At 62.6% G+C, this 26,724-nt stretch carries 28 protein-coding genes; 18 read left to right on the forward strand and 10 right to left on the reverse strand.

The window, feature by feature from the left end; translation table 11 throughout:
* Nucleotides 1-42: 42 nt before the first annotated feature.
* Nucleotides 43-2,187, reverse strand: coding sequence for an ATP-dependent DNA helicase DinG (dinG, locus tag NRG23_RS12680; protein WP_009047369.1), 2,145 nt, complete (start codon nucleotides 2,185-2,187; stop codon nucleotides 43-45).
* Between the two features lie 99 nt (nucleotides 2,188-2,286).
* On the opposite strand from dinG, the gene NRG23_RS12685 reads away from it, so the two are divergent.
* Nucleotides 2,287-2,751, forward strand: a complete 465-nt coding sequence (locus tag NRG23_RS12685) for a CopD family protein (protein WP_009047368.1) — start codon at nucleotides 2,287-2,289, stop codon at nucleotides 2,749-2,751.
* A 118-nt stretch (nucleotides 2,752-2,869) separates the two neighbouring features.
* Here NRG23_RS12685 and NRG23_RS12690 read toward each other — a convergent pair whose 3' ends face one another.
* The 4 genes from NRG23_RS12690 to NRG23_RS12705 form a co-directional block, all read right to left on the reverse strand.
* Nucleotides 2,870-3,628, reverse strand: coding sequence for a hypothetical protein (locus tag NRG23_RS12690; protein ID WP_009047367.1), 759 nt, complete (start codon nucleotides 3,626-3,628; stop codon nucleotides 2,870-2,872).
* Nucleotides 3,621-3,899 carry a DUF1145 domain-containing protein gene (locus tag NRG23_RS12695; RefSeq protein ID WP_009047366.1) on the reverse strand — a complete coding sequence of 93 codons (279 nt, stop codon included), beginning with the start codon at nucleotides 3,897-3,899 and terminating at the stop codon, nucleotides 3,621-3,623. Before NRG23_RS12695 ends, NRG23_RS12690 begins: the two co-directional genes overlap by 8 nt.
* A gap of 118 nt (nucleotides 3,900-4,017) precedes the next feature.
* Nucleotides 4,018-4,737, reverse strand: coding sequence for an OmpA family protein (locus NRG23_RS12700; protein ID WP_257375071.1), 720 nt, complete (start codon nucleotides 4,735-4,737; stop codon nucleotides 4,018-4,020).
* Between the two features lie 102 nt (nucleotides 4,738-4,839).
* Nucleotides 4,840-5,532 carry an OmpA family protein gene (locus NRG23_RS12705; protein ID WP_124307791.1) on the reverse strand — a complete coding sequence of 231 codons (693 nt, stop codon included), beginning with the start codon at nucleotides 5,530-5,532 and terminating at the stop codon, nucleotides 4,840-4,842.
* Nucleotides 5,533-5,727: 195 nt separating this feature from the next.
* Between NRG23_RS12705 and NRG23_RS12710 the strand changes: the two genes are divergently transcribed.
* The 4 genes from NRG23_RS12710 (at nucleotide 5,728) to NRG23_RS12725 (ending at nucleotide 7,470) form a co-directional block, all read left to right on the forward strand.
* A complete protein-coding gene (locus tag NRG23_RS12710; protein ID WP_016702041.1) occupies nucleotides 5,728-6,225 on the forward strand; it encodes a DUF6231 family protein in 498 nt (165 codons plus the stop codon).
* A gap of 4 nt (nucleotides 6,226-6,229) precedes the next feature.
* The gene (locus NRG23_RS12715; protein WP_009047362.1) at nucleotides 6,230-6,706 is read left to right on the forward strand and encodes a YchJ family protein; all 477 of its coding nucleotides are present in this window, start codon (nucleotides 6,230-6,232) and stop codon (nucleotides 6,704-6,706) included.
* A 72-nt stretch (nucleotides 6,707-6,778) separates the two neighbouring features.
* Complete coding sequence (locus tag NRG23_RS12720; protein WP_009047361.1) at nucleotides 6,779-7,273, forward strand: LEA type 2 family protein; 495 nt, start codon at nucleotides 6,779-6,781, stop codon at nucleotides 7,271-7,273.
* The gene (locus NRG23_RS12725; RefSeq protein WP_007923047.1) at nucleotides 7,270-7,470 is read left to right on the forward strand and encodes an SEC-C metal-binding domain-containing protein; all 201 of its coding nucleotides are present in this window, start codon (nucleotides 7,270-7,272) and stop codon (nucleotides 7,468-7,470) included. The genes NRG23_RS12720 and NRG23_RS12725 overlap by 4 nt, the downstream gene beginning before the upstream one ends.
* 119 nt (nucleotides 7,471-7,589) lie before the next feature.
* Here NRG23_RS12725 and NRG23_RS12730 read toward each other — a convergent pair whose 3' ends face one another.
* A complete protein-coding gene (locus tag NRG23_RS12730) occupies nucleotides 7,590-8,150 on the reverse strand; it encodes a cysteine hydrolase family protein (RefSeq protein WP_257374677.1) in 561 nt (186 codons plus the stop codon).
* A gap of 147 nt (nucleotides 8,151-8,297) precedes the next feature.
* On the opposite strand from NRG23_RS12730, the gene NRG23_RS12735 reads away from it, so the two are divergent.
* From NRG23_RS12735 to NRG23_RS12765, 7 genes are all read left to right on the forward strand, one after another.
* Nucleotides 8,298-8,942, forward strand: coding sequence for a glutathione binding-like protein (locus tag NRG23_RS12735; protein ID WP_009047359.1), 645 nt, complete (start codon nucleotides 8,298-8,300; stop codon nucleotides 8,940-8,942).
* A 184-nt stretch (nucleotides 8,943-9,126) separates the two neighbouring features.
* On the forward strand, nucleotides 9,127-11,550 hold the full coding sequence (locus tag NRG23_RS12740; protein ID WP_041988922.1) for a penicillin acylase family protein: 2,424 nt from the start codon (nucleotides 9,127-9,129) through the stop codon (nucleotides 11,548-11,550).
* Nucleotides 11,551-11,869: 319 nt separating this feature from the next.
* Nucleotides 11,870-12,652: a transporter substrate-binding domain-containing protein gene (locus NRG23_RS12745; RefSeq protein ID WP_009047357.1), complete on the forward strand. Its 783-nt coding sequence runs from the start codon at nucleotides 11,870-11,872 to the stop codon at nucleotides 12,650-12,652.
* A gap of 56 nt (nucleotides 12,653-12,708) precedes the next feature.
* Nucleotides 12,709-13,437, forward strand: a complete 729-nt coding sequence (locus NRG23_RS12750; protein WP_009047356.1) for an ABC transporter permease — start codon at nucleotides 12,709-12,711, stop codon at nucleotides 13,435-13,437.
* Nucleotides 13,434-14,144 (forward strand): ABC transporter permease, encoded by a 711-nt coding sequence (locus NRG23_RS12755; protein WP_009047355.1) that lies wholly within the window; start codon nucleotides 13,434-13,436, stop codon nucleotides 14,142-14,144. The genes NRG23_RS12750 and NRG23_RS12755 overlap by 4 nt, the downstream gene beginning before the upstream one ends.
* Before the next feature lie 20 nt (nucleotides 14,145-14,164).
* Nucleotides 14,165-15,283, forward strand: a complete 1,119-nt coding sequence (locus tag NRG23_RS12760) for a succinylglutamate desuccinylase/aspartoacylase family protein (protein WP_257374678.1) — start codon at nucleotides 14,165-14,167, stop codon at nucleotides 15,281-15,283.
* 13 nt (nucleotides 15,284-15,296) lie between these two features.
* Nucleotides 15,297-16,061 (forward strand): ABC transporter ATP-binding protein, encoded by a 765-nt coding sequence (locus NRG23_RS12765; protein ID WP_257374679.1) that lies wholly within the window; start codon nucleotides 15,297-15,299, stop codon nucleotides 16,059-16,061.
* Nucleotides 16,062-16,146: 85 nt separating this feature from the next.
* Here NRG23_RS12765 and NRG23_RS12770 read toward each other — a convergent pair whose 3' ends face one another.
* Together NRG23_RS12770 and dcd are read right to left on the reverse strand one after the other, a co-directional pair.
* Entirely contained in the window at nucleotides 16,147-16,353 is a 207-nt protein-coding gene (locus tag NRG23_RS12770; RefSeq protein WP_016702032.1) for a hypothetical protein, read from the reverse strand.
* A 106-nt stretch (nucleotides 16,354-16,459) separates the two neighbouring features.
* A complete protein-coding gene (gene dcd / locus NRG23_RS12775; RefSeq protein ID WP_009047351.1) occupies nucleotides 16,460-17,026 on the reverse strand; it encodes a dCTP deaminase in 567 nt (188 codons plus the stop codon).
* Nucleotides 17,027-17,378: 352 nt separating this feature from the next.
* On the opposite strand from dcd, the gene NRG23_RS12780 reads away from it, so the two are divergent.
* Together NRG23_RS12780 and NRG23_RS12785 are read left to right on the forward strand one after the other, a co-directional pair.
* Entirely contained in the window at nucleotides 17,379-17,588 is a 210-nt protein-coding gene (locus NRG23_RS12780; protein ID WP_002554837.1) for a cold-shock protein, read from the forward strand.
* Between the two features lie 124 nt (nucleotides 17,589-17,712).
* Nucleotides 17,713-19,131, forward strand: a complete 1,419-nt coding sequence (locus tag NRG23_RS12785; RefSeq protein WP_257374680.1) for a toxin-antitoxin system YwqK family antitoxin — start codon at nucleotides 17,713-17,715, stop codon at nucleotides 19,129-19,131.
* A gap of 102 nt (nucleotides 19,132-19,233) precedes the next feature.
* Here the strand turns inward: NRG23_RS12785 and NRG23_RS12790 are convergent, their stop codons facing one another.
* On the reverse strand, nucleotides 19,234-20,241 hold the full coding sequence (locus NRG23_RS12790) for a DUF481 domain-containing protein (protein ID WP_257374681.1): 1,008 nt from the start codon (nucleotides 20,239-20,241) through the stop codon (nucleotides 19,234-19,236).
* Nucleotides 20,242-20,406: 165 nt separating this feature from the next.
* On the opposite strand from NRG23_RS12790, the gene NRG23_RS12795 reads away from it, so the two are divergent.
* The 4 genes from NRG23_RS12795 (at nucleotide 20,407) to NRG23_RS12810 (ending at nucleotide 25,198) form a co-directional block, all read left to right on the forward strand.
* Nucleotides 20,407-20,760 carry an MGMT family protein gene (locus tag NRG23_RS12795; RefSeq protein WP_028681820.1) on the forward strand — a complete coding sequence of 118 codons (354 nt, stop codon included), beginning with the start codon at nucleotides 20,407-20,409 and terminating at the stop codon, nucleotides 20,758-20,760.
* A gap of 44 nt (nucleotides 20,761-20,804) precedes the next feature.
* Nucleotides 20,805-22,382 (forward strand): AmpG family muropeptide MFS transporter, encoded by a 1,578-nt coding sequence (locus NRG23_RS12800; RefSeq protein WP_028681821.1) that lies wholly within the window; start codon nucleotides 20,805-20,807, stop codon nucleotides 22,380-22,382.
* Nucleotides 22,383-22,511: 129 nt separating this feature from the next.
* Nucleotides 22,512-24,227, forward strand: a complete 1,716-nt coding sequence (locus NRG23_RS12805) for a proline--tRNA ligase (protein WP_009047346.1) — start codon at nucleotides 22,512-22,514, stop codon at nucleotides 24,225-24,227.
* Between the two features lie 17 nt (nucleotides 24,228-24,244).
* Nucleotides 24,245-25,198, forward strand: coding sequence for a hypothetical protein (locus NRG23_RS12810; RefSeq protein ID WP_257374682.1), 954 nt, complete (start codon nucleotides 24,245-24,247; stop codon nucleotides 25,196-25,198).
* Nucleotides 25,199-25,400: 202 nt separating this feature from the next.
* On the opposite strand, the gene dinB is transcribed toward NRG23_RS12810, so the two are convergent.
* Nucleotides 25,401-26,465 (reverse strand): DNA polymerase IV, encoded by a 1,065-nt coding sequence (gene dinB / locus NRG23_RS12815; RefSeq protein WP_124301199.1) that lies wholly within the window; start codon nucleotides 26,463-26,465, stop codon nucleotides 25,401-25,403.
* Between the last annotated feature and the right edge of the window lie 259 nt (nucleotides 26,466-26,724).

Here is a 26,724-nt window from a genome sequence, read left to right on the forward strand (position 1 = left end):
ACATGCAATAGACAACGCGACCGGCCCACAGGCCGGCCGCGCTCAGGAAATTTCCCGGCGGAACGGCGGCAACGCATTGAGGATAGCCTTGCCATAACGCTGGGTGACCAGGCGCCGGTCCAGCAGGGTGATGGTGCCGCGGTCCTGCTCGGTACGCAGCAGGCGGCCGCAGGCCTGGACCAGCTTGAGCGAGGCGTCCGGCACCGAGATCTCCATGAACGGGTTGCCGCCCCTGGCTTCGATCCACTCGGCCAGCGCGGCCTCCACCGGATCGTCCGGCACCGAGAACGGGATCTTGGCGATCACCACGTGCTCGCAGTAGGCACCAGGCAAATCCACGCCCTCGGCGAAGCTGGCCAGGCCGAACAGCACGCTGGAATCACCGCCATCGACCCGCGCCTTGTGCTTGTTCAGGGTTTCCTGCTTCGACAGGTTGCCTTGAATGAACACCTGCTTGCGCCAGTCGCGGTCGAGGCCGTCGAACACGTCCTGCATCTGCTTGCGCGACGAGAACAGCACCAGGGTGCCCCGCGAGCCCTCCACCAGCTCCGGCAGGTCGCGGATGATCGCCGCGGTGTGGGCCGGCGCATCCCGTGGGTCGGCGCGCAGGTCGGGGACCCGCAGCACCCCGGCGTCGGCATGATGGAAGGGGCTGGGCACCACCGCGGTCACGGCCTTTTTCGGCAGCCCGGCACGCATGCGGAAGCGATCGAAGGTACCCAGGGCGGTCAGGGTGGCGGAGGTCACGAGCGCGCCATAAGCCACGTTCCACAGGTTCCGACGAAGCATCTCCGCGGCGAGGATCGGGCTGGCGTTGACCTCGATGTCGAACAGCGAGCCGCTTTCCGCCAGGGTCAGCCAGCGCGCCATCGGTGGGTTGTCTTCCGGGTCTTCGGTGGTGAAGGCGGTCCACAGCTCCCAGTTGCCCGAGGCGCGGGACAACAGGCTGCCGAACAGTGGGTACCACTCCTCGGCCTGGTTGCTGGCGATGCCGATGTTGACCTCGCCGTCCATGCCTTCCTTGAGCAAGTCGGTCAGGCGGGTGAACAGGTCGGTCAGGCGCGAGAAGCCTTTCTTCAGTTCGATGCCCATTTCCCGCATATGGTCGGGGATCAGCCCGCCGACGAAACGATGGCGCGGCCGCTCGCGGCCTTCCATGTCTTCGCCGGTCTTGAAGTCGGCCAGTTGCTCGCAGGCGGTGAACATGAACTGCTGCTGGGTCTTGATCTCCCGCGCCAGCTCCGGCACCTGCTCGATCAGCTTGCCCAGGTCGCCCGGCAGCGGGTGCTGGGCCAGCAGCTTGGTGAGGTTCTTGGCGGTCTGTTCCAGCCAGTCGGCGGTGGAACGCAGGCGGGTGTAGTGGGCGAAGTGGCCGATGGCCTTGTCCGGCAGGTGGTGGCCTTCGTCGAACACATAGAGGGTGTCGCGCGGGTCCGGCAATACGGCGCCACCACCCAGGGCCAGGTCGGCCAGGACCATGTCGTGGTTGGTGACGATCACGTCGACCTTGCCCATGCCTTCGCGGGCCTTGTAGAAGGCGCACTGGCCGAAGTTCGGGCAATGGCGGTTGGTGCACTGGCTGTGATCGGTGGTCAAGCGCGCCCAATCGGCGTCTTCCAGGGCGGTGGGCCAGCTGTCGCGGTCACCGTCCCATTTATTGCCGGCGAGCTTCTCGATCATGCTGGTGAACAGCTTCTGGCTGGCCTCGTCGACCTCGATCTTGAAGCCTTCTTCTTCGAACAGCTGGGCGGTGGCGGTTTGCGCGTGGCCTTCCTGCAGCAGCATGTCGAGCTTGGACAGGCACATGTAGCGACCACGGCCCTTGGCCAGGGAGAAGGTGAAGTTCAGCCCGCTGTTGCGCATCAGGTCGGGTAGATCCTTGTAGACGATCTGCTCCTGCAGGGCGACGGTGGCGGTGGCGATCACCAGGCGCTTGCCGGCGGCCTTGGCGGTCGGGATCGCCGCCAGGCTGTAGGCCACGGTCTTGCCGGTACCGGTACCGGCTTCCACGGCCACCACGGCCGGGTCGCCGGAACGCCGGCCTTCGTCGTCGGTGTCGACATCGCCCAGGACCTTGGCCACTTCGGCGATCATCAGGCGCTGGCCGTAACGCGGTTTCAGGCTCTTGGCTTCGAGAAAACGCGAGTAGGCGCCCTGGATCGTGGTTTTGAGTTCGTTGCTGATCATGATTCTTCGGGCGCGAGAAACGCTGGATAAATTTTCAGTGGTTCGGATCGGCCGCTATCATACCCCGCTAATTCATCCCGCGCAGAACGGAGTACCCGAATGACAGCCTTTGCCCTTGCCTACACCCTGCATGTCCTGGCCGCCCTGGTCTGGGTCGGTGGCATGTTTTTCGCCTGGATGGTGTTGCGTCCCGCGGCGGTGGCCGCCCTTGAGGGGCCGGCGCGGTTGAAGCTGTGGGCAGAAGTGTTCCCACGGTTTTTCGTCTGGGTCTGGGTCGCGGTGGTGCTGTTGCCGATCAGTGGTGTCGGCCTGATCCACCTGCGGTTCAGCGGCTTCGAGACCGCGCCGCGCTATGTGCAGGTGATGATGGGCCTGTATGTGGTGATGACCGCGCTGTTTATCCGGATCCAGTCGTTGCAGCTGCCAGCGCTGCGCCAGGCGGTGGCGGCCGAGGACTGGCCGGCGGGGGCCACGACCCTGGGCAATATTCGGAAATTGGTGGGGATCAATCTGATCATTGGCTTGTTGCTGGTGGCCGTGGCGGCGGCCCGGCCGATGTTCTAAAGGCGGATAGCGGGAGAAGCATCGCGGGCAAGCCTCGCTCCTACAGACAACACCCCCCTGTAGGAGCGAGGCTTGCCCGCAATGGCGCTGGAATCAGCGCCGCCTATTTAAGGACTGTTTACAGGCGCTGTACCGTGACCGAACCCGCGGGGCCTGCCGGCCCTGGATGGCCTTCGGCGCCAGGACGGCCGCTCTTGCCACCGTCGGCGCGATAGACGAAGCAGCCCTTGGACTTGCCGCCGGCCCCGGGTTTGCCGCCCGCACCGGCCACACCGCCGGCCCCGCCATCGACCCAGACCTTGATCTGCTCCGCCGGGTAATCGCGCGGCAGCTCGACCCGCACCTGGGCGCCCGCCGCCCCCGGCTGGCCGTCACCGCCGTTGTCGCCATCGGCGCCACGCCCGGCCTGGCCCCAGGTGCACCCCGGCTCTTCGCCGTTGGCGCCATCGAGGCCGACATAACCCGGCGCGCCGGTGCCGCCGCGTGCATCCACCGAGAGTTCCCCGGCCTGCAGCGAGGCGATACGCAGATTCAGGTTGCGCCCGGGTTTGGCCGCCTTCTGGTAAGTCCCCGGAGCCCCGCGAGAGGTGATCTGGCTACCAGCCTCCAGGTCGGCATGGTCGACGTTCAGCAGCAGGCTCTGTTCGGCCGGAACGATAGCGATCCGCGCTTCACGCCCCAGGCGCAGCTCGCCGACCTTGACCTCGGTAACCGTGGACGGAATCAGCAAGGTGCCGTAGTCGGCCACTTCCAGGCGCTCCAGTTGCAGGCTGCTGGTGGTGTTGGGCAGGCGCATCAGGGAGTTGGTCTCGACCGTCACCACCTGGGCCTGGACCAGTGGGCTGCATAGCACGGCGAGCAGGCAGAGCTTACGCATGGCCGACCTCCGCGGGCTTCGCCGCCTTGAAGGTCTGCAGATGGAAAATGCCGGTCAGGAGAATCTGCAGGCGATCTCGCCAAGGGTGGGCGCGGCCCTTGAGGCTGCCGTTGAACAGCAGCAGCTCCATCAGGTGGGTCAGCAGCAACAGGCTGCCTGCCAGATTGATCAACAGATGAATCGGATTGATCAGCGGGATGACCAGATTGACCAGCACCAGCAACCAGAACAGCAGCGTCAACAACTTGCCCAGCCCCCAAAACACCTTCATATGCCCCCCTTTGCGAGTTTTTCTTTGCGCGCACAGTAACGACTTCGGCGAGGCATAAGCCAGAGGGCGACGAAAATTCTCCCGCCGCCCCCTGCCAAGCCGCCCTGGCGCCTGGTGATCAACGCTGAATATGCAGCTCCACCCGACGGTTCTGCGCCCGCCCTTCTTCGGTGGCGTTGTCGGCGACCGGCTCGCTCTCGCCCTTGCCCTGGCTGGTCAGTTTGTCCGGTGCCAGGCCCTGGCTCAGGAGGAATGCGACGACGCTGCTGGCGCGGCGTTCGGACAGTTTCTGGTTGTATTCATCCGTCCCTTGGCTGTCGGTGTGGCCGACCACCTTGATGCTCTGCACGTCGGCACCCTGAAGCTTGGCCAGCAGCCCCTGCAGCTGGTTTTGCGCTTCGGGTGTCAGTTCCGTCGAGTCGAAGGCAAACAGCACATCGCCCTGATCGCTGAGGGTGATCACCTCGGATTGCGCCGCCGGCTCGGCTGCGGGTGCGACCGGGTATTGCGGCAACGGGCAGCCACGATTGTCGACCGGGGTATTGGCCGGGGTATCCGGGCAACGGTCACGGCGGTCGAACACGCCGTCATCGTCCTTGTCGCCATCCTGGGCATAGCAGATCAAGCCACCGGTCACCAGGCCGAGCGCCGCGCCACCCGCGGCCCAGCCACCGCTTTCAATGGCGCCCAGGCCACCGCCCACCAGGCCGCCGAGCAGGCTGCAGATTGGCCACGTACGCTGGTTGAGGGGGGCAGTGCCGTCACTGTGGGTAGCGCAGCCTGTGAGCAGGCTGCCGAGCAGTAGAACCGGCAAGGCGGCTCGCGCGAGAAGACTCATCATGAATGCTCCTGTGTCACCGGCCCATACCGGTCACACAGGAGTAAAGACCCGCATGGGCGGCTGCACAAGCCGCCCATGCCAGGCAATCACGCCTGGCAATCAGCGGTTGATTTTGATTTCCGTGCGCCGGTTCATCGCCCGGCCGTCGGCGGTCTTGTTATCCGCGACCGGTTGGCTCTCGCCGGCACCGACTACCGAAACGAAACTGCTGCGGGGTACGCCCGCGCTGATCAGGTACTCGGTCACCGAACGCGCGCGTTTTTCCGAGAGGCGCTGGTTGTAGGCATCGCTGCCCACGCTGTCGGTGTGCCCGGTCACGCGCAACTGCGCACTCGGGGCTTCCTGTTTCAGGCGCGTGGCGATGGTGTCGAGCTTGGCTTTGTCGGCGGCCGTCAATTTGGCCGAGTCGAATTCGAAGTGCACGTCACGGATGACAATGGTCTCTTCCTTGACCACCACCACTTCCTCGACCACGGCTACAGGTTCTGGCGGGCAACCGTTGGCGTCCACCTGCACGCCTTTAGGCGTGCCAGGGCACTTGTCGCGGCTGTCCGGCACGCCATCGCCGTCTTCGTCGCCATCTCCATGCACCCAGCAATAACCGGCCGCGACGCCGGCGCCCAGCAAGGCGCCGTATCCCGCCCAGGACGAGCTTTCAATCGCGCCCAACGCAGCCCCACCGACACCCCCGACAGCAGCGCAGGTCGGCCAATCGGTTTTCTGCAAACCTGCGCAACCAGTCAACACACTGGTTAGCAGAACCAAGGGTAATGCTGTCCGAACTATGCTCATCTAGTTATCTCCTGAGGGAATCGGCTTAGAACCGATTGGGGGAGTAAAGACCTGGCTTTAAATCTCCGCCAGCATCAGGCTGGCGGGCTTTGCCCCTGGATTTGCCCAGGAACGGCTGTCATTTCAGACAAAACGGCTCTAGGCCCGCGGGTCCGGGCAGGCTAGTCTTTGCCACTCAAAGATTGAGGAACTTCGATGACCGCAGGTATTTCTTCGCGCACGCCCCAGCAGGCCCTGGCCGCCCTGCTCGACCGCTACGCCCCACGACAGCTGCTGTTGATCGGCGCCAGCGGGTTTCCAGCCCTGGAGGCTTTTCGCCAGGCACACCCCGAAACCGTCATCGCCCAGACCGCGCCCGGCCCGTTGCCTACGGAACTGGCGGCGCGCCGTTTCGACCTGGCGCTGGCGGTCGACTGCCTGGAGCATCTGCCCAAGCGCGACGGCCTGAACCTGCTCGGCGGGATCCGCAATCTCAACGCCAGCCGCATCGCGGTACTGGCCGACCTGAATGCCTGCGGCTGGAAGGAGACCGACTTTTTCTCCCTGGCCCTGCAGGCCAGCGAACGTTTCCAGCGCGACGAACAGGTCCTGACCCTGTTCACCTACGATCTGCTTGAATACAAACAAGTGCCCGACTGGCTCAACTCCAGGTTCTGGGCGAATCCGGAAAACTTCGGAAAGTACTGGTGGTAATGCGATGAGTACCTCTATTTGTCCCTGCGGCAGCGGCAACCTGCTGGACGCCTGCTGCGGCCACTACCATGCCGGCCACCCCGCGCCCTGCGCCGAGGCCCTGATGCGCTCGCGCTACAGTGCCTACGTGCTGGGCCTGGTGGATTACCTGGTGGCCACCACGCTGCCGGCACAACAGAGCGGCCTGGACCGCCAGTCCATCAGCGACTGGAGCGCGCAGAGCACCTGGCTGGGCCTGGAAGTCGAAAGCTCGGAAGTCTTCGGCGGCCAGCCGGAACACGCCTTCGTCACCTTCACCGCACGCTGGCACGACAGCCATGGCGAACACAGCCATCGCGAACGCTCATCCTTCGTGCAGAACAGCGGGCACTGGTATTTCATCGACCCGACCGTGCAACTCAAGGCCGGCCGCAACGATGCCTGCCCCTGCGCCAGCGGGCAGAAATTCAAGAAGTGCTGCGCCAGCTATTTCGCCAGCTGAATCCCCGCCCCTGAGCCTGTCCTCGCGTGCGCTCCGCGGTTGCTAGACTGGGAGTTCAAACGGAGTAACGCCATGGTCGTTCAGCTGCGCGCACTACGGACCTTCGGACTGCTCACGGTGCTGGCGCTTTCGGGCTGTGCCTCGTGGTTCGTCGACAACACCCTCGACCCGCAGGTGCACCTGGTCAAGGTCGAGGTGATCAAGGCGAATTTGCTGGAGCAGCGTTTGCGCCTGCACTTTCGCGTCGACAACCCCAACGATGCCGACCTGACCGTCCGCGCCCTGGAGTACCGGATTCATCTCGGCGACGTGTTGCTGGCGGAGGGTGAGCATGAACACTGGTTCACCATCGGCCCCAAGCACAGCGCCTACTTCCAGGTCCCCGTGCGCACCAACCTGTGGCCACAGATACGCCAGGTAGTGAAATGGCTGAAGGAGCCGCAGCAACCGATCCCCTATCGCCTGGACGGTTTGCTGGAAACCGGATTATTCATCGGCCATGACGTGCACCTGGCGCGCAAAGGCGAGATAATTCCCGCCGATTTTATTCCGGAGCAACCTCGATGACCCAGCAACCCCATGTCCATGGCCCTGACTGCAACCACGATCATGACCACCACGATCACGATCACGGCCATGTTCACGGTCCGCATTGCAACCACGCTCACCAGGAGCCGGTGCGCAACGCCTTGAAAGATGTCGGCCGCAACGACCCTTGCCCATGCGGCAGCAGCAAGAAATTCAAGAAGTGCCACGGCGCCTGATGCCGTAATGCTGTGTCTTTGTCCTGCTTCTATGTAGGAGCAAGGGGGCGCCTAGCTCTTGCTCGCGATGAGATCAACTCGATTAACCGAGTCGCCTGCATCGCGAGCAAGCTTCGCTCCTACAGATCGCGTTGCAGGATCTGTCTCGAATCGATCACCGTCGCATACTCGCCATGCAGGTTGCCCAGCGACATGGCATGCACCTCCTCGGCGCTGTGGGCCTGACCGAAAAAGTCGACCTTGTCGAAGGTGTAGCAGGCGTCTTCCACCACCCAGGTATCGAACCCCAGATTGCCGGCGGTCCGCGCCGTCGATTCCACCGAGTTGTGGGTCGCCACACCGACAATCACCAGTTGGCCGATCCCGGACTTGCGTAAATCGGCCTCCAGGGGCGTGGCGCAGAAGGCGTCCGGCACCTGCTTCTGGATCACCGCCTCAGCGCCCTGCGGCAAAAACCGCTGCTGAAACTCCACCCCCGACTGCCCCGGCCAGAACACCGACTGCTCGCTGCGCGACAGGTGCTGCACATGGATCAAAGGCCGCGCCGTCTGGCGCCAGTAAGCCAGCAACTCGGCGATGCGCTCCTCGGCCTGGGGGTTGTTACGCCGCCCGAGCCTGGGGTGCAGGATGCCCTGTTGCTGATCGATCAGGATCAGCGCTGCATTGGTCTGAAGCTCCATGCTGACTTTTCTCGTGTCGGGTCATTGAATTCCACGCACTTCAACATCACCTCTCCAGACAGGCAAGCCGTCGAACGTAGACCGGACCACCGAATACCACTGTTGGCTATCCGTAACAGAATGTCCTTCGTTTACCTGGAGAGTCCCATGATCGACCTGTATTACTGGACCACCCCCAACGGCCACAAGATTTCCCTGTTCCTCGAGGAAACCGGCCTGCCCTACAGCGTGCACCCGGTCAACATTGGCCAGGGCGAGCAGTTCAAGCCCGAGTTCCTGAAGATCGCGCCGAACAACCGGATCCCCGCCATCGTCGATCATCAGCCTGCCGATGGCGGTGCGCCGCTGTCGCTGTTCGAGTCCGGGGCGATTCTGCTGTACCTGGCGGAAAAGACCGGGCAGTTCCTGCCCAAGGACCTGCGTGGACGTCAGGAAGCCTTGCAGTGGCTGTTCTGGCAGATGGGCGGCCTGGGACCGATGGCCGGGCAGAACCACCATTTCAGCCAGTTCGCCCCGGAGAAAATCCCTTACGCGATCAAACGCTATGTCGATGAAACCGCGCGCTTGTACGGGGTGCTGGACCGACGCCTGGCGGACCGCGATTTCGTCGCCGGCAGCGAATACAGCATCGCCGACATGGCGATCTATCCGTGGATCGTCTCCCACAAGTGGCAAAGCCAGAATCTGGAAGACTTCCCCAACCTGCATCGCTGGTTCAACCGCATCCTCGATCGCCCCGCGACCGCGCGCGCCTATGCCATCGCCGCCCGGATCAACCCACCCAAATCCTGAGGCCCGATAGTCCACTGCCGGCCGGCAAACAGCAGTGGCTGCTCTGTTCCGGGCAACCACCGAACGGCCGGCGCGGGCTATTTATCCGGCAACGCAGAAATACTCTCAGCCCCCGCTTGCGCGGCACTCGCCTGCTCACTAACGTAGCGCCTTTATCGACGCTACCCCCCGCAGGAGCTTTGCCATGGCCTCGCCAGCCTTCTCACATTTTCTTCCCCGGTTCGGCGTTGCCGCGGCAGTGGCCGGCGTTCTCAGCCTGGCCGGTTGCCAGTCATGGAACACCCAGGACAGCCTGCCGCCGACCTCTGGCGTGCAACCGCTCAAGGGCCTGGCCCAGAACGTTTCGGTCCGGCGCAATGCCATGGGCATGCCGCTGATCGAAAGCAGCACCTTCCACGATGCGCTGTTCGCCCTGGGTTACGTGCACGCCAGCGACCGGATCAACCAGATGGTGACCCTGCGCCTGCTGGCCCAGGGCCGGCTGGCCGAGATGTCCGGTGCCGACGTGCTGGACGTCGACCGCTACATGCGCGCGGTCAACCTGAAGAACAGTGCCGGCGAGCTGTACAAAGCCTCGTCCCCGAGGATCAAGCGCTTCTTCGAGGTCTACGCCCGCGGGGTCAACGCCTACCTGTTCCGCTACCGCGACAAGCTGCCGCCAGACCTGGCCGCCACCGGCTACAAGCCCGAATACTGGAAACCGGAAGATTCGGCGCTGATCTTTTGCCTGCTGAACTTCAGCCAGTCGGCCAACCTGCCGGAAGAAATCAACGCCCTGGTGCTGGCGCAGAAAGTTGGCGCCGACAAGCTCGCCTGGCTGACCCCGAGCTACCCGGACGAAGCGCTGCCGCTGGCCGAGAGCGACAAGCTCAAGGGCCTCAACCTGAATGTCCCGGGCTTGAGCGAAATCAGTGCCGCCGCCGGCAAGCTTGGCGAACTCAACCCGCTGAGCATCGCCGGCGCCAGCAACTGGGCCATCGCTCCCCAGCGCAGCCGCAGCGGCAAAAGCCTGCTGGCCGCCGACAGCCACTCGCCGGCATGGAACCTGGTGCAGATCCGCGCGCCCAAGTACCAGGCCGCGGGCGCCTCGATCGCCGGCCTGCCGATGATCATCCAGGGCTTCAACGGCAAGGTGGCCTGGAGCATGACCTCGGTCGCCGGTGACAACCAGGACCTGTTCCTGGAAAAACTCAAGCGCCAGGGCAATGCGCTGTATTACGAAGCCAATGGCAAATGGCTGCCGGCCGTGGTGCGCAACGAAACCTACTTCGTCAAAGGCCAGCGGCCGATTCGCGAGGTGGTCTATGAAACCCGTCACGGCGCCCTGCTCAACAGCGCCAGCAACCTGAGCGGCGGTTACGGCCTGGCCCTGCAACAGCCGGACCTCAAGGACGACAAGAGCCTGGACGCGTTTTTCGACCTGTCGCGGGCGCAGAACGTGGAGCGAGCCTCCGACGCCAGCCGCGAGATCCGCGCTATCGGCCTGAACATGCTGTTCGCCGATGCCAGCCATATCGGCTGGCAGGTCACCGGCCGCTTCCCCAACCGCCGTGAAGGCGAAGGCCTGCTGCCGTCGCCGGGCTGGGAAGGCCGTTACGACTGGGACGGCTATGCCGACCCGATGCTCCACCCCTATGACCAGGACCCGGCCCAGGGCTGGCTGGGCACCGCCAACCAGCGGATCATCCCCCACGGCTATGGCATGCAGCTGTCCAACTCCTGGTACTACCCCGAGCGTGGCGAACGCCTGGCCGAGTTGGCCGGCAGCGGCAAGCACGACGGCCGCAGCATGATCGCCATGCAGTACGACCAGACCACCCCCTTCGCCGCCAAGCTGAAGAAGATGTTCGAAGCCCCCGGCATGGCGCAGCCCCTGAAGAAAGCCATCGACGCCCTGCCCGAAGCCGAGCGCAGCAAGGCCCGCGAGGCCTACAGCCGCCTGATGGCGTTCGACGGCAAACTCAGCCCGGTATCGGCCGATGCGGCGATCTATGAGCTGTTCCTGCAGGAAAGCGCCCGGCAGATCTTCCTCGACAAACTGGGTTCGGAATCCAGCCCGGCCTGGAAGGCCCTGGTGGCCAACGGCGCGCTGTCCTACTCGGCCCAGGCCGACCATTTGCTGGGCCAGGAAGACAGCCCGTTCTGGGATGACAGCCGCACCCCACAGAAAGAAGACAAGCCGGCGATCCTCGCCCGCAGCCTGGCCGCCGCCATCAGCGCCGGTGAAAGCCAGCTGGGTGGCGACCGCAGGGCCTGGCAATGGGGCAAGCTGCACAGCTACCACTGGAAGAACGCCAATGGCCAGGTCGTTCGCGGGCCGCTGCAGGCCGGTGGCGATCACAGCACCCTGAACAGCTCGCCGTACCGCTGGGGCCAGGACTTCACGGTGACCGAGGCGCCGGCGCTACGGTTGATCGTCGATTTCGGCCAGAGCGAACCGCTGAGCGTCATCAACAGCAGCGGCCAGTCGGGCAACCCGGCCAGCCCGAACTACCTGAATGGCATCGACGCCTGGCTCAAGGGCCAGTACCTGAGCTTGCCGCTGCAACCGCAGAACTTCGACCGCCTCTACGGCAAGACCCGCCTGACCCTGGCGCCAGGCAAGTAACACCGGCCAGCCCGCCCCTCTCCACAAGGGGCGGGCTTGAGCCCGGTAACGCTTCACTCCCCTCGCCGATCCAGGCCTGCCACGCTCCCGGCAGCCGCGCCCTTTCCTGCGCGAAATCGCCCACGCGCCCTATTGATGCAAGGCTTCCCACACGCTCTTTTTTGGGGCGCGGCCGACGCACGGCAGGCTCTCGCACCACCTTTTAAAACAGTTGTTCGGGACTCTGGTTCGGAAATTGCTACTTTCATTAAGTCTGACGCGTTGCAGTAACAGTACTAATGCGCCACAAGCGCTCATATTGGTTTTTAGGGATTTAATAATGAAAAAAGCATTGCTGACCCTTTCTGCACTGGCTCTCTGCATGGCCGCCGGTTCCGCGCTGGCCAAGGAATACAAGGAACTGCGCTTCGGCGTTGACCCGTCCTACGCACCTTTTGAATCCAAGGCCGCCGATGGCAGCCTGGTCGGCTTCGACATCGATCTGGGCAATGCCATCTGTGCCGAACTGAAGGTCAAGTGCAAATGGGTCGAAAGCGACTTCGACGGCATGATCCCGGGCCTCAAAGCCAATAAATTCGACGGTGTGATCTCGTCCATGACCGTCACTCCGGCCCGCGAGAAAGTCATCGACTTCTCCAACGAACTGTTCTCCGGCCCGACTTCCTTCGTGTTCAAGAAAGGTTCCGGCCTGACCGAAGACACCGCATCGCTCAAGGGCAAAACCGTCGGCTACGAGCAGGGCACTATCCAGGAAGCCTACGCCAAGGCCGTGCTGGACAAGGCCGGGGTGAAGACCCAGGCCTACCAGAACCAGGACCAGGTGTATGCCGACCTGATTTCCGGGCGCCTCGATGCGTCGATCCAGGACATGCTGCAAGCCGAACTGGGCTTCCTGAAATCGCCACAGGGCGCCGACTACGAGGTGAGCAAACCGGTGGACAGCCCACTGCTGCCGTCCAAGACAGCTATCGGTATCTCCAAAGGTAACAAAGAGCTCAAGGCCCTTCTGGATAAAGGTATCAAAGCGTTACACGACGATGGCACCTACGCCACCATTCAGAAAAAGCACTTTGGCGATCTGAATCTCTACAGCGGTAAATAAGGTCCTGGCGCCCATCCTCGATGGGCGCCTTTTTTATCGCCACAGGTCTCTGATTTATGTTCGAAGAACTTCTGCAAACCCTTGGGCTTTCCGCCTTCAGCCTCAAGGGGTTCGGTCCGTTGTTGCTGGAAGGCACCTGGATGACCATCAAACTCTCGGTATTGTCGCTGTTACTCAGCGTCCTGCTCGGCCTGCTCGGCGCCAGCGCCAAACTCTCGCAGCTGGGCCTGCTGCGCCTGCCCGCCCAGCTCTACACCACGCTGATCCGCGGCGTACCGGACCTAGTGCTGATGCTGCTGATTTTCTACAGCCTGCAAACCTGGCTGACCACCTTCACCAACTTCATGGAATGGGAATACATCGAGATCGACCCGTTCAGCGCCGGGGTCATCACCCTGGGCTTCATTTATGGGGCGTACTTCACCGAAACCTTCCGTGGCGCCATCCTCGCCGTGCCGCGCGGGCAGATCGAAGCCGCCACCGCCTACGGCCTCAAGCGTGGCCAGCGTTTTCGCTTCGTGGTGTTTCCGCAGATGATGCGTTTTGCCCTGCCGGGTATCGGCAATAACTGGATGGTGATGCTCAAGGCCACCGCGCTGGTGTCGATCATCGGCCTGGCCGACCTGGTCAAGGCGGCCCAGGATGCCGGCAAGAGCACCTATCAGCTGTTCTACTTCCTGGTCCTGGCGGCCTTGATCTACCTGGTCATCACCAGCGCCTCCAACATTGTCCTGCGCTGGCTCGAACGCCGTTATGCCGCGGGCTCGCGGGAGGCGGTGCGATGATCGAGCTCCTGCAGGAATACTGGAGGCCCTTCCTCTACAGCGACGGCTACAACGTCACCGGCCTGGCGATGACCATGTGGCTGCTCAGCGCCTCGATCTTCATCGGTTTCCTGGTGTCGATCCCGCTGTCCATCGCCCGGGTCTCGCCCAAGCTCTACCTACGCTGGCCGGTGCAGTTCTACACCTACCTGTTTCGCGGCACGCCGCTCTATATCCAGTTGCTGATCTGCTACACCGGGATCTACAGCATCGCCGCGGTCCGCGCCCAGCCCATGCTCGATGCGTTCTTTCGCGACGCGATGAACTGCACCATCCTCGCCTTCGCCCTGAACACCTGCGCCTACACCACGGAGATTTTCGCCGGGGCGATCCGCAGCATGGCCCATGGCGAGGTCGAGGCGGCCAAGGCCTACGGCCTCAGCGGCTGGAAACTGTACGCCTACGTGATCATGCCCTCGGCCCTGCGCCGCTCGTTGCCCTACTACAGCAACGAAGTGATCCTGATGCTGCACTCGACCACCGTGGCCTTCACCGCGACCATCCCGGATGTGCTGAAAGTCGCCCGCGACGCCAACTCGGCGACCTTCATGACCTTCGAGTCCTTCGGCATCGCCGCGCTGATCTACCTCACCGTGACCTTCGCGCTGGTCGGCCTGTTCCGTCTCGCCGAACGCCGCTGGCTGGCCTTCCTCGGGCCGACCCACTAGAACAAGGCAAATCATCATCCATGCGCCAACAGACTCATGATCTGCTCGCCCCGGTGCCGGGGACCTCGCGCCAGATCCACAGCTTTCACTTCGGCCCCGAGCGGGCCGAAGGCAAGATCTACATCCAGTCGTCGCTGCACGCCGATGAACTGCCGGGCATGCTCGTGGCCTGGCACCTCAAGGCGCGCCTGGCGGAACTGGAGGCCCAGGGCCGCCTGCGCAGCGAAATCGTCCTGGTCCCGGTGGCCAACCCGGTCGGCCTGGAACAGGTGTTGATGGACGTGCCGCTGGGCCGCTACGAGCTGGAAAGCGGGCAGAACTTCAACCGCTGGTTCCTCGACCTCGGCGAAGAAGTCGGCAACGACATTGAAGGCCAACTGGGCAACGACCCACGGCACAACCGCGAAATCATCCGCGCCAGCCTGCGCGACGCCCTGGCACGGCAGACCGCCGGCACCCAGTTGCAGTCCCAGCGCCTGGCCTTGCAGCGCCTGGCCTGCGACGCGGACATGGTGCTGGACCTGCATTGCGATTTCGAAGCCGTGACCCATCTGTACACCACGCCCGAGGCCTGGCCGCAGGTCGAGCCGCTGGCCCGCTATATCGGCTCGCAAGCCAGCCTGCTGGCCACCGACTCCGGCGGCCAGTCGTTCGACGAATGCTTCACCCTGCTCTGGTGGCAGTTGCAGCAGCGTTTCGGCGAGCGCTTCGCCATTCCCCTGGGCAGCTTCGCGGTCACCGTCGAGCTGCGCGGCCAGGGCGACGTCAACCACGACCTGGCCAGCCGGGATTGCCAGGCCATACTGGATTACCTGAGCCATTTCGGCGCCATCGCCGGCGAGGCTCCGTCCCTGCCCGAGCTGCCCTACCCGGCCACGCCGCTGGCCGGCGTGGAACCGGTGGCCGCCCCCGTGGGCGGCCTGCTGGTGTTCACCGCCCTGCCCGGGGAGTACCTGGAAGCCGGGCAACAGGTGGCCGAAGTCATCGACCCGATCAACGATCGCGTCACCCCCGTTCATTGCAGCTGCGCCGGCCTGCTCTACGCCCGCTCGCTGCGCCGCATGGCCACGGCCGGCATGGTGATCGCCCATGTCGCCGGCCACGAAGCCTATCGCAGCGGCTACCTACTTTCGCCTTGAGGATGCATGCCCCATGTACAAACTGACCATTGAAGGCCTGCATAAATGCTACGGCGACAATGAAGTGCTCAAAGGTGTTTCGCTCAAGGCGAAGACCGGCGACGTGATCAGCCTGATCGGCGCCAGCGGCTCGGGCAAAAGTACCTTTCTGCGCTGCATCAACTTCCTGGAAACCCCGGACGACGGCGCCATGAGCCTGGACGGCCAGCTGATCCGCATGGTCAAGGACCGCCACGGCATGCACGTGGCCGACGCCGACGAATTGCAGCGGATTCGCACGCGCCTGGCCATGGTGTTCCAGCATTTCAACCTGTGGAGCCACATGACGGTGCTGGAGAACATCACCATGGCCCCGCGCCGGGTGCTGGGCGTCAGCAAGAAGGACGCCGAGGAGCGCGCCCGGCGTTACCTGGACAAGGTCGGCCTGCTCTCCCGGGTGGCCGACCAGTACCCGGCCTTTCTCTCCGGTGGCCAGCAACAGCGGGTGGCAATTGCCCGGGCGTTGGCGATGGAGCCGGAAGTGATGCTGTTCGACGAACCCACCTCGGCCCTCGACCCGGAACTGGTGGGCGAAGTGCTCAAGGTGATCCAGGGCCTGGCCGAGGAAGGCCGGACCATGATCATGGTCACCCATGAAATGAGTTTCGCCCGCAAGGTGTCGAGCCAGGTGCTGTTCCTGCACAAGGGCCTGGTGGAAGAGGAAGGTACGCCGGAAGAGGTGCTGGGCAATCCGAAGAGCGAGCGCTTGCAGCAGTTCCTCAGCGGCAACCTGAAGTAAGCCAGGCGCCTCTATGGAAAAGGCCAGCCCGCCGGGACCTCGATGAGGTTCGGCGGGCTGGCCTTTTTCTGGGGGATGGCGTCAATCAGGCGACAGGAGCGGGAGGCGGCTCGTCCGGCAAGGTCGGCTCGCCTGGTTCGGTCGGCTCGGCGGGTTGCGGGGTATCCGGGTCGGGCTGACCGGGAATGCCGCCTGCCACACTGGGGTGCGCCAGCAGTGACCAGGCCAGGACGCCGACCTGATTGGGCTCAAGTCTGGCAAGTGTGGCGCTTATAAGCGGATCGATCTTCATGGGGCACTCCTGAGCTAAGCACGGTCCGCTGTGCGCAAACCGGGGCAGTCCTCTGGTTAGAGTATCTGCCCGCTGAGGAATTCCCGCTATTCGTCAGACGACGGACTCAGGTACGCGGCAGGGTCACGCCACGCTGGCCCTGGTACTTGCCGCCACGGTCCTTGTAGGACACTTCGCACTCTTCGTCGGACTCCAGGAACAGCATCTGCGCCACGCCTTCGTTGGCGTAGATCTTCGCCGGCAAGGTGGTGGTGTTGGAGAATTCCAGGGTCACATGGCCTTCCCACTCAGGCTCGAGCGGGGTGACGTTGACGATGATGCCGCAACGGGCGTAGGTGCTTTTACCCAGGCAGATGGTCAGCACGTTGCGCGGAATGCGGAAGTATTCGACGGTGCGGGCCAGGGCGAAGGAGTTGGGTGGAATGATGCACACGTCGCTCTTGATGTCGACGAAGCTGCCGGCGTCGAAGTTTTTCGGATCGACGGTGGCCGAATTGATGTTGGTGAACACCTTGAACTCATCGGCGCAACGCACATCGTAGCCGTAGCTCGAGACACCGAAGGAAATCAGCCGATCCGAGCCTTCGCCACGCATCTGGCGCTCCACGAAAGGTTCGATCATGCCGTGCTCTTGCGCCATGCGGCGAATCCACTTGTCCGATTTGATGCTCATGGCGGGTGTCCTGAAATAGCGAGGTGGAAAAAATCTGTCCGGCATCTTACCGGGGTGCGCCTGCGGGTTCAAAGTCTGCACCGCTTTTCTCGCTGAAAGCCGCAATACTTGTGGGCTGGAGGCTATGTACGGCACCGCCAGTCACTAAAAGCGCGAATCCTTGGCAAAGAACATTGGCAGGTTCCGGAAAAAGGGTTAAGGTGGCGCCACTGTGCTGCTTGTGTCACTGAGAATCTCTACACGATGTTGAATTTCGATCCAACCATCTCCAAGAATTTTTCCTGCTCTTTGCACTCAGTCTCGGCCAGGGCTTTTCCTGAGTCGCAGTTAACTTTGTCCAAGGAGATACACCATGTCTAATCGCCAAACCGGTACCGTTAAGTGGTTCAACGATGAAAAAGGCTTCGGCTTCATCACTCCACAATCCGGTGACGACCTGTTCGTACACTTCAAAGCTATCCAATCCGACGGCTTCAAAAGCCTGAAAGAAGGCCAACAGGTTTCTTTCATCGCTACCCGCGGTCAGAAAGGCATGCAAGCTGAAGAAGTTCAAGTTATCTAACTTGTACTGAAACAGTAAAAAGCCCCGCCCTCAAAGCGGGGCTTTTTTGTGCCCGGATGTTTTTGCTTAATGGCACCCACGCTATATGATCCGCCCCCTCGGACAATCATATGGAAATAGCAGGATGCCGTTCAGACACTGGAAGTTGTTGAGCGCAGCGGTGCTCACACTCGCCCTCCCTCTCGCACTCAACGCCACACCTCGCCCCGACCATCCAACGGTCATCGTCGGCATGGACAGCAACGCCAGCTACATTGCCAAGGACTCGACACAACAACCCGAGTTGCGGCGCGCAGTGCTGCTGGAGCTTTCCAGCGCCCATCGTTGCGGCAGCAACGAGGTTTACCTCACGCCGGAATCCTCAGGCATCCCCGCGGAGTCGTTCGGCCAGGTCCTGGAAGAAATCCAGCAACTGATCGATGACCGGGCCCCACTCTTGCTGACACTTTCGGACTGCGACGGAAAACGAGCCTTTTTCGAAAAAGTCCGGCCCTGCACCGCCCAGGAGTGCGCTGAACTGACAGCCTCCCTGGTCGACGGCAAGCTCTACCTCGACGAACACTATGCGCCGACAGGCCAAGGCCAGGCCTCGTATTTCCTGACGATGCCGATGAGCTACGACGACCGGCAAAAGGCCTGGAACGCAAAAATCTTCTACGTCGAGTCAGGCACCCTGCGCCGGGACTATTTCGTCAGCGCCGAGGACTTCGTTTCGGGCAAGGCTGTTCACGCCTCGAAAACCTACTACCCGGACGGACAGGTCCGCCACAGCGTTGGTTATGACCTCAATGGCAAACGCCAGGGCGAGGCGCTGACCTACTCCGAGAGCGGTGTCGTGGTTAAACGCTCGAACTATCGGGACGGTCTCCTCGAGGGCTGGCAGAGCACTTATCACGACAATGGCAAAGTCGCCGACTCCTACAACTGGCGCCAGGGCAAACGCGTCGACGGCGAATACCTGGAGTACGACGAGAACGGCAAGCGGGTCGGGCGCATCAGCTACCGTGCAGATCTGCCGGACGGCCCAGCTATCAGCTACTACCCGGATGGCCAGATCAAAGACAGCGGACAGTTCGTTGCCGGCAAGAAAGTCGGCCCGAGCCTGTCCTACTACCCTGACGGCACCCTGGAAAGCACAGTCGATTTCGTCGACAACCAGCCCGTGGGCTGGCAAATCCAGTACCACCCCAACGGCAAGGTAAAGCAGAAACAATTCAACGACGAACACGGCACCCAGCGCAGTTATGCCCTCTGGAACGAACAGGGCGCGCAAACCCTCCAGTGGCAATGGGATGAACAGCACCGCGAGCAGGGCGACTTCAAGGCGTGGTACGACAACGGCCAGCTCAAGGATCACAAGATCTACAAGGACGCGAAACTCGAAGGCCCTGCCGTTACCTGGTACGAAAACGGTCAGATGGAATCATCTACGGATTACCTGGATGGCAAAGAGCATGGCTGGATGCGCCTCTGGAACCAGGACGGCAGCCTGCAGAGCGAATGCCAGTACCAGACAGGCGCCCGTCAAGGCGCATGCAGTTGAGCCGGGCATGACACAGCGCTATTGAGACAGCACTTGCGCTGCCAAACAAAAAAGTCCCGCCGGTGCAAACCGCGGGACTTCTTCATTTCAGGGCCTGTGAGCTTACCAGGCGACGCCAAACCCCGCGGTGTAACGGGTCTTGTTGAGATCGCTCTCCTTGGTGCCACTGATGATGTCCCGTTCGGCCTTGAGGTTGAGCGACGCCCACTCCGTGACCTTGTAGCGCAGGCCGATTTCGGCATCCAGGGCGTAATCGGCAATATTGGACAGCGGCCTGCCCACCTCGCCATTGGTAAACAGCTCGACCCGCTTGCCAATCAGGTAACGGTTGTAGTCCCACTTCATGGCCAGGGAATAGAAGTTGTCTTTGCCGCCATCCTTGTACTCGTAGTCGGTGCGGTTGAGCAGCGAACCCAGGGAGAACGCCCCCAGTTCGTTATCCCAGAACTGGTAACCCGGGCCGGTACCCACCACACGCTGGCGGGCCAGATCCTCGACCTTGTCACGCTTGTAGTTCAGCCGCCCTTGCCAGAACCACTTATCGGTGAGGAAGCGGTCCAGTGCGTATTCGGCGCGCCAGTTGTCGGTGGTGACGACATCGTTCTGGAATTCGCGGTTGTACTCGCCTTCCGCCGTGTGTCGCCATTTGCCGTGGCGCGCCGAGGTCTTGAAGTCGATGTCGTAGTCGTCGGTGTCCTTTTCCGCCCGCTGATAGTCCAGCGCCATGTCGACATTGCCCTTCCACACCAGATCCTCGACCACTGGCTTGGGCTTCATGATCTGCTGGATGCTCGCCAGTTCAACGGTCTTCGGCGTATCTCCATTGGCCAGGGTGACCTTGCCGTCTTCCGCCGCGTGCAGGGACTTGGCCTTCTCGCCGGTGTAGGCGTCCTGCTTGACCAGCAGCTCCTGATCGCTCTCCAGCGTCTTGACCTGCTTCCAGTCGATCGGGATGGCCCCGGCATACTCGGTCTGGATCAGTAACTTGCCACCATCGAACACGTTGATCTTGCCGGTCAGACGGTCACCGTTCTTCAACCAGACGGTATCGGCGAGTAAAGGTGTGGAGGTACTGAAAACGGCAAGGCACAGCAGGGTTCTGGACAACATAAACAGATACAGGACTCGAGTTTGCGAAAAAAACCGGCATTATCCACATGAATAAAACCTCAGGTAGGGACTGACTCGACTATCTATAGTGAGTTCAATCCTCAACGGTTAATAAACCCTTTGTCCTACAGACGGTTTACAGGCCTGCATCAGGAACCTCCGAACGTGATCGAACCGCCCGACACCAGCCAAAGCCCCGCCGAAATCCGACGCACGGCGCTCTACCTGACCCTGGCCCAAATCCCGGAAGGCAAGGTGGTCAGCTATGGGCAACTGGCGGAAATGGCGGGCCTGGGCCGCGCCGCGCGCTGGGTTGGGCGGACCCTCAGCCAACTGCCCGCCGACACCAGCCTGCCCTGGCACCGCGTACTGGGCGCGGGCGGGCGCATCAGCCTGCCCGTGGGCAGTGCATCGGGCGACGAACAGCGCGCGCGACTGCGTATGGAAGGTGTCTCGATCCTGAACAATCGTGTGGATATTCGGCGCCATGGCTGGCGTCCGGTAGAGCACAGCGGTTAGAGTGCGCGCTTTGTTTCCGTAATTCTTGAGGCAGACTCCAGCCCATGCCCCGTAAAACCTGGCGCGCCGCGCTCGCCGCCTATGCCAGCCCCTCGACGCTCGTGCTGTTGCTGCTTGGTTTCGCCGCCGGCCTGCCCTACATGCTGGTGTTTTCGACACTTTCAGTCTGGTTGCGCGAAGCCGGTGTGGCCCGCGAGACCATTGGCTACGCCAGCCTGATCGGCCTGGCCTACGCCTTCAAATGGGTCTGGTCGCCCTTGCTCGACCAATGGCGCCTGCCCCTGCTGGGCAAACTCGGCCGCCGCCGCTCCTGGCTGGTCCTGTCGCAATCGCTGGTGCTACTCGGGCTGATCGGCATGGGTTTCTGCGATCCGCAAAAGCACCTGTCCTGGCTGATCGCCATTGCCGTTATCGTCGCCTTTGCCTCGGCCACCCAGGACATCGCGGTGGACGCCTACCGCCTGGAAATCGCCGAAGACAGCCGCCAGGCTGCCCTGGCCGCCGCCTATATGTCCGGCTACCGCGTCGCCGCCCTGCTGGCCACCGCTGGCGCCCTGTTCTTTGCCGAAGGTTTCGGCTCCACCGGTTTCAGCTACAAGCACTCGGCCTGGACCGGCACCTATGTGCTGTTCGGCGTGCTGATGATCCCGGCCCTGCTGACCACCCTGTTCATGCGCGAACCGCCGGTGCCGCTGCGCACCCAGCTGTCGGCCGGGCGCTACAGCTTCTTGCACCAGTTGGTGTCGGTATTCGTGCTGATCGTGCTGCTGGTGTCCGTGCCGGCGATGTTCACCCAGCTGTACAACACCGACTTCGCCAGCGTGCTGTTCGAAGGTGTCAGCCTGCTGGACCTGCTGCTGGAAGACCGGGCGTTCCTGCGCGCCATTCTCTACACCATTCTGACCGCGCTGTGCCTGTCGGCCATGGGTCGCCGCGGCCTGGCCCCGGTGCTGACGCCGGTCAACGACTTCATCCTGCGCTACCGCTGGCAAGCCCTGCTGCTGCTGGGCCTGATCGCTACCTACCGGATGTCGGACACAGTGATGGGCGTGATGGCCAACGTGTTCTACATCGACCAGGGCTTCACCAAGGACCAGATCGCTAGCGTCAGCAAGATTTTCGGCCTGATCATGACCCTGGTCGGCGCCGGCATGGGCGGCCTGCTGATCGTGCGCTTCGGCATCCTGCCGATCCTGTTCATCGGCGGCGCCGCCTCGGCCGCGACCAACCTGCTGTTCCTGATGCTGGCCGACATGGGCCCCAACCTGCAGATGCTGGTGGTGACCATTTCCCTGGACAACTTCAGCTCGGGCCTGGCCACCTCGGCCTTCGTCGCCTACCTGTCGAGCCTGACCAACCTGAAGTTCTCGGCGACCCAGTACGCCCTGCTCAGCTCGATCATGCTGCTGTTGCCGCGCCTGATCGGCGGTTATTCGGGGGTCATGGTGGAAAAGTTCGGCTATCACGACTTCTTCCTGATCACCGCTCTGCTCGGCGTGCCGACCCTGATCCTGATCGCCCTGCACTGGTTCCAGGAAAGCCGCCGCGCCGAACCGCCGCAAGCGCCCGAAGCCACGCCACCCGCGCCTCCACCCGCTACTGCGATCAGCGAAGAACCCTAGGAAACCCCGGGGCATACCGGCATTCATCCGGCGCCCCGACCTCCCCCGGCCGCAATCCTGTACGCCAACGGTTCTCGCCCGTACAATGCTTCGTCATTTCTAGTCTTCAGCAACCGACAACGGCCTACCATGCGCACCAGTCAATTTTTGCTCGCCACACAGAAAGAAACGCCTTCCGATGCGGTCGTAATCAGCCATCAGCTGATGCTGCGCGCCGGCATGATCCGCAAACTGGCCTCGGGCCTGTACACCTGGCTCCCGATGGGCCTGCGGGTGATGCGCAAGGTCGAAGCCATCGTTCGTGAAGAAATGAACGCCGCCGGCTCGCTTGAAGTGTTGATGCCGAGCACCCAGCCGGCTGAACTGTGGCAGGAATCCGGTCGCTGGGAGGAGTACGGCCCTGAACTGCTGCGCTTCAAGGATCGCCACGGTCGCGACTTCTGCGCCGGCCCGACCCACGAAGAAGTGATCACCGATCTGGCCCGCAACGAGCTGAGCAGCTACAAGCAGCTGCCGATCAACCTGTACCAGATCCAGACCAAATTCCGCGATGAAATCCGTCCACGCTTCGGCCTGATGCGCGGTCGCGAGTTCATCATGAAGGACGCCTACTCCTTCCACGCCGACCAGGCATCGCTGCAGATCACCTATGACCGCATGCACCAGGCCTACTGCAACGTGTTCACCCGCCTGGGCCTGAAATTCCGTCCGGTCGAAGCCGACAACGGCTCCATCGGCGGCGCCGGCTCCCACGAATTCCACGTACTGGCCGAGTCCGGCGAAGACGACATCGTTTTCAGCAACGGCTCCGACTACGCGGCGAACATCGAGAAAGCCGAAGCCGTGCCACGGGAAACCTCGCGTCCGGCGCCAAGCGAAGAACTGCGCCTGGTCGACACCCCTGACGCGAAAACCATCGCGCAGCTGGTGGAAGGCTACAACCTGCCGATCGAAAAGACCGTCAAGACCCTGGTGGTGCACGCCGAGGAAGCCGGCAAGCTGATCGCCCTGATCATCCGTGGCGACCACGAGCTGAACGAAATCAAGGCCGCCAACCAGCCTGGCGTCGCCAGCCCGCTGGTCATGGCTTCGGAAGCCGAACTGCGTGACGCCATCGGCGCCGGCGCCGGCTCCCTGGGCCCGCTGAACCTGCCGCTGCCAATCATCGTCGACCGTTCCGTGGCCCTGATGAGCGACTTCGGTATCGGCGCGAACGTCGACGACAAGCACTATTTCGGCTTCAACTGGGAACGCGACATGCCGGTCCCAACCGTGGCCGACCTGCGCAACGTCGTCTCCGGCGACCCGAGCCCGGACGGCAAGGGCACCCTGGAAATCAAGCGCGGCATCGAAGTCGGGCACATCTTCCAGCTGGGCAACAAGTACAGCAAGGCGATGAAGTGCGAAGTGCTGGGCGAGAACGGCAAGCCGGTCACCCTGGAAATGGGCTGCTACGGCATCGGCGTGTCCCGCGTGGTGGCTGCGGCCATCGAGCAGAACAACGACGAGAACGGCATCATCTGGAGCGACGCCCTGGCCCCGTTCCAGATCGCCCTGGTACCGCTGCGCTATGAAACCGAGCAGGTTCGCGAAGCCACCGACAAGCTGTACGCGCAACTCACCGCCGCCGGCTTCGAAGTGCTGCTGGACGACCGCGACAAGAAGACCAGCCCGGGCATCAAGTTCGCGGACATGGAGCTGATCGGCATTCCACACCGGATCGTGGTCAGCGACCGCGGCCTCGCCGAAGGCAACCTGGAATACAAGAGCCGTACCGAAGCCGAGGCGCAAGCGCTGCCAGTGGCTGACGTGCTGTCCTTCCTCCAAGCCCGTATCCGTCGCTGAAACCAGATAGAGAAGTCATGTTCAAGCGAAACACCTTAAGCCTCGGTGGCGCCGCCTTGTGCGGCGCCCTGTTGCTCAGCGGCTGTGCCAACCAGATGTCGCAACGCAGCGAGCACGAGGAACGTGTCGAGCGCAAATTGCTCGATCACAGCCTGCAGATCGATGTCGGTGAGCCTAAGGTGCTTGAGCTGCCGCAACGCCGGGTACGCATCCACGAGCAGAAGACTTTCGAAGTCACCGAGTTCGAAGTCACACGCCGCTACGATCGCTACACGCCCTATCAACCCTGGCGGGAGCTCTACGAGATCCCACTGGGCGCGGTAGCCGTGGTCGCCGGTATCGGCGCCAACGTGGTCAATGTGTTTACCCTGGGCAACCTGCCGGACAGCGTCACCAAGGACTGGATCAGCTACGGCGTGGCCGGGCTCAACCCGTTCATGAACGTGCAGTCCCACGGCCGGGCGCAGCAGAACCTGGCGGGGATCGATGAAGTCCAGCGCGACAAGCGCGTGGAGTATTCGAGCCTGCCCTGGAGCGAACGCCCGGTGCAGGTCAAGGCCGGCAAGGAAACCCATGAGCTGAGCACCGACCGCAACGGCGTACTGCGCCTGAACCTGTTGGACAGCCCGTTTTCCGAGCAGGACCTGAACCACATCGGCCAGCTGCAGATCAGCGTCGCGGATGCCCAGGACGACGTGCATTCCGACTCGTCGCTGGCCATCAGCAACACCCTGCGCGGCAAGCTGCTGGAAGCGCATAATCTGATCTACGACGACCTCGAGGATGACGAAGTGAGCCAGTGGGTACACCGGGTCAAGCGTCTCTCTGAGCTGGGCCTGGAAGAGGAAGCCAGCGAACTGGAACAGAGCCTGATCGAACTGACCCGCAACGATCCGGAGCTGCAAAGCGAGTTTCTCAAGTCGCTGACCAAGAACGCCGGCCGCCTGGTCGCCGATCCTGGCGCCCATTGACTTGGAACGGCTACAGGCTGGCACACCACACCTGTAGCCGCTGCCGAGCTTGCGAGGCTGCGATCGGCCAACGGCCGTAAACCGGGCAACCTGTTCTTCCTGGTAAACCGCACGCTCAGGCTCTGCGAGGACTGCGTCGGAATGCCGCCCACCTCGATCGCAGCCTCGGGGGCTCGGCAGCGGCTACAGGCTGTTTGGGCTTTCAGGAAGGGCTGAACAACTCCAGCTGCTCATGCCCGCCACGCAGATCCTGCAAACGCACGCCAATCCCCAATAGCCGCACCGGCCTGTCCCCGCGCTTGAACGCCTGGGTCAAAAGCTGCCGATAACTCTCCAGGTCCCGCCCTGCCCCCGCCTGTTCGAGCGTGGTCTGGGTAAAATCGTGAAACTTCACTTTGACGAACGGCTTGCCCGGACGGTAACTGCTGTCGATTCGTTCGATCCGGCCGGCCAGGGTCTGCATCAGCTCCGGGAGTTTATCCAGGCAGCTCTGCAGATCGGGCAGATCGACGTCGTAGGTGTTTTCCACACTGATGGACTGCCGACGGCTGTCGTTCTGCACCGGCCGCTCATCGATGCCCCGGGCCAGGTTCCACAGGCGCTCGCCAAAACTGCCGAACTCGCGCACCAGCGCCAGCTTGCTCCATTCGCGCAACGTCTCGCAGTTGACGATGCCCAGGCGCCCCAGTTTGTCGGCCGTGACCTTGCCCACGCCATGCAGCTTGTTCACCGGCAAGGCCGAAACGAAGTCCTCGACCTGGTCCGGGGTGATCACGAACAGGCCGTTGGGCTTTTTCCAGTCGCTGGCGATCTTGGCCAGGAACTTGTTCGGCGCCACCCCGGCCGACACCGTGATATGCAGCTGATTGGAGACCCGGCGGCGAATGTCCTGGGCGATACGGGTGGCGCTGCCGGCAAAGTTGGGGCTGTCGGAGACGTCCAGGTAGGCCTCATCCAGGGATAAAGGCTCGATGAGGTCGGTGTAGTCGCGAAAGATCGTATGAATCTCTTTCGACGCCTCCCGGTAGGCCTCCATGCGCGGCTTGACGATCAGCAGGTCGGGGCACAGCGTCAGCGCATGCCGCGAGGACATGGCCGAACGCACCCCAAAGGCACGGGCTTCATAGTTGCAGGTGGCGATCACCCCGCGTCGCTCCGCCGAGCCGCCCACCGCCATCGGCCTGCCGGCCAATTGCGGGTCGTCGCGCATTTCGATGGCGGCGTAGAAGCAATCGCAGTCGATGTGGATGATTTTGCGCTGCGTCATATAAAGGCAGAGTTCATGGAAGCAAGAGGTCGATCACGAAACAGGGCGACAGTATCTCACCGAGAACTGTATATAGCACCAGTAGTTTGATTTCTCCTGCCCGGCGCCAGAAAAATCGGAAGATGAATTTATTTCCTCAATCGGCCAGAGCCCTTCAATAGAGCTGAAAGCCTTGTGCAGCATGCCCCCGAGGCTGATTCAAAGGCTGCTTTTTCAAGCTAAGCGATTGAACGAGAACAGTTTTTTTCGCCTGATCGGT

Origin of the sequence: Pseudomonas sp. T8 (genome assembly GCF_024610635.1) — a bacterium.
GTDB classification, from domain to species: domain Bacteria; phylum Pseudomonadota; class Gammaproteobacteria; order Pseudomonadales; family Pseudomonadaceae; genus Aquipseudomonas; species Aquipseudomonas chlororaphis_I.

What these genes read in the sequence shown, in the direction of transcription:
- NRG23_RS12705 (WP_124307791.1), bottom strand. Translation starts at nt 5,532, where the DNA reads ATGAGCATAGTTCGGACAGCATTACCCTTGGTTCTGCTAACCAGTGTG.
- NRG23_RS12740 (WP_041988922.1), top strand. Translation starts at nt 9,127, where the DNA reads ATGGCCTCGCCAGCCTTCTCACATTTTCTTCCCCGGTTCGGCGTTGCC.
- NRG23_RS12750 (WP_009047356.1), top strand. Translation starts at nt 12,709, where the DNA reads ATGTTCGAAGAACTTCTGCAAACCCTTGGGCTTTCCGCCTTCAGCCTC.
- NRG23_RS12770 (WP_016702032.1), bottom strand. Translation starts at nt 16,353, where the DNA reads ATGAAGATCGATCCGCTTATAAGCGCCACACTTGCCAGACTTGAGCCC.
- NRG23_RS12685 (WP_009047368.1), top strand. Translation starts at nt 2,287, where the DNA reads ATGACAGCCTTTGCCCTTGCCTACACCCTGCATGTCCTGGCCGCCCTG.
- NRG23_RS12690 (WP_009047367.1), bottom strand. Translation starts at nt 3,628, where the DNA reads ATGCGTAAGCTCTGCCTGCTCGCCGTGCTATGCAGCCCACTGGTCCAG.
- NRG23_RS12780 (WP_002554837.1), top strand. Translation starts at nt 17,379, where the DNA reads ATGTCTAATCGCCAAACCGGTACCGTTAAGTGGTTCAACGATGAAAAA.
- NRG23_RS12700 (WP_257375071.1), bottom strand. Translation starts at nt 4,737, where the DNA reads ATGAGTCTTCTCGCGCGAGCCGCCTTGCCGGTTCTACTGCTCGGCAGC.
- NRG23_RS12785 (WP_257374680.1), top strand. Translation starts at nt 17,713, where the DNA reads ATGCCGTTCAGACACTGGAAGTTGTTGAGCGCAGCGGTGCTCACACTC.
- dinG (WP_009047369.1), bottom strand. Translation starts at nt 2,187, where the DNA reads ATGATCAGCAACGAACTCAAAACCACGATCCAGGGCGCCTACTCGCGT.
- NRG23_RS12765 (WP_257374679.1), top strand. Translation starts at nt 15,297, where the DNA reads ATGTACAAACTGACCATTGAAGGCCTGCATAAATGCTACGGCGACAAT.
- NRG23_RS12715 (WP_009047362.1), top strand. Translation starts at nt 6,230, where the DNA reads ATGAGTACCTCTATTTGTCCCTGCGGCAGCGGCAACCTGCTGGACGCC.
- NRG23_RS12730 (WP_257374677.1), bottom strand. Translation starts at nt 8,150, where the DNA reads ATGGAGCTTCAGACCAATGCAGCGCTGATCCTGATCGATCAGCAACAG.
- NRG23_RS12805 (WP_009047346.1), top strand. Translation starts at nt 22,512, where the DNA reads ATGCGCACCAGTCAATTTTTGCTCGCCACACAGAAAGAAACGCCTTCC.
- NRG23_RS12725 (WP_007923047.1), top strand. Translation starts at nt 7,270, where the DNA reads ATGACCCAGCAACCCCATGTCCATGGCCCTGACTGCAACCACGATCAT.
- NRG23_RS12710 (WP_016702041.1), top strand. Translation starts at nt 5,728, where the DNA reads ATGACCGCAGGTATTTCTTCGCGCACGCCCCAGCAGGCCCTGGCCGCC.
- NRG23_RS12720 (WP_009047361.1), top strand. Translation starts at nt 6,779, where the DNA reads ATGGTCGTTCAGCTGCGCGCACTACGGACCTTCGGACTGCTCACGGTG.
- dcd (WP_009047351.1), bottom strand. Translation starts at nt 17,026, where the DNA reads ATGAGCATCAAATCGGACAAGTGGATTCGCCGCATGGCGCAAGAGCAC.
- NRG23_RS12745 (WP_009047357.1), top strand. Translation starts at nt 11,870, where the DNA reads ATGAAAAAAGCATTGCTGACCCTTTCTGCACTGGCTCTCTGCATGGCC.
- NRG23_RS12790 (WP_257374681.1), bottom strand. Translation starts at nt 20,241, where the DNA reads ATGTTGTCCAGAACCCTGCTGTGCCTTGCCGTTTTCAGTACCTCCACA.
- NRG23_RS12760 (WP_257374678.1), top strand. Translation starts at nt 14,165, where the DNA reads ATGCGCCAACAGACTCATGATCTGCTCGCCCCGGTGCCGGGGACCTCG.
- NRG23_RS12810 (WP_257374682.1), top strand. Translation starts at nt 24,245, where the DNA reads ATGTTCAAGCGAAACACCTTAAGCCTCGGTGGCGCCGCCTTGTGCGGC.
- NRG23_RS12800 (WP_028681821.1), top strand. Translation starts at nt 20,805, where the DNA reads ATGCCCCGTAAAACCTGGCGCGCCGCGCTCGCCGCCTATGCCAGCCCC.
- NRG23_RS12695 (WP_009047366.1), bottom strand. Translation starts at nt 3,899, where the DNA reads ATGAAGGTGTTTTGGGGGCTGGGCAAGTTGTTGACGCTGCTGTTCTGG.
- NRG23_RS12755 (WP_009047355.1), top strand. Translation starts at nt 13,434, where the DNA reads ATGATCGAGCTCCTGCAGGAATACTGGAGGCCCTTCCTCTACAGCGAC.
- dinB (WP_124301199.1), bottom strand. Translation starts at nt 26,465, where the DNA reads ATGACGCAGCGCAAAATCATCCACATCGACTGCGATTGCTTCTACGCC.
- NRG23_RS12735 (WP_009047359.1), top strand. Translation starts at nt 8,298, where the DNA reads ATGATCGACCTGTATTACTGGACCACCCCCAACGGCCACAAGATTTCC.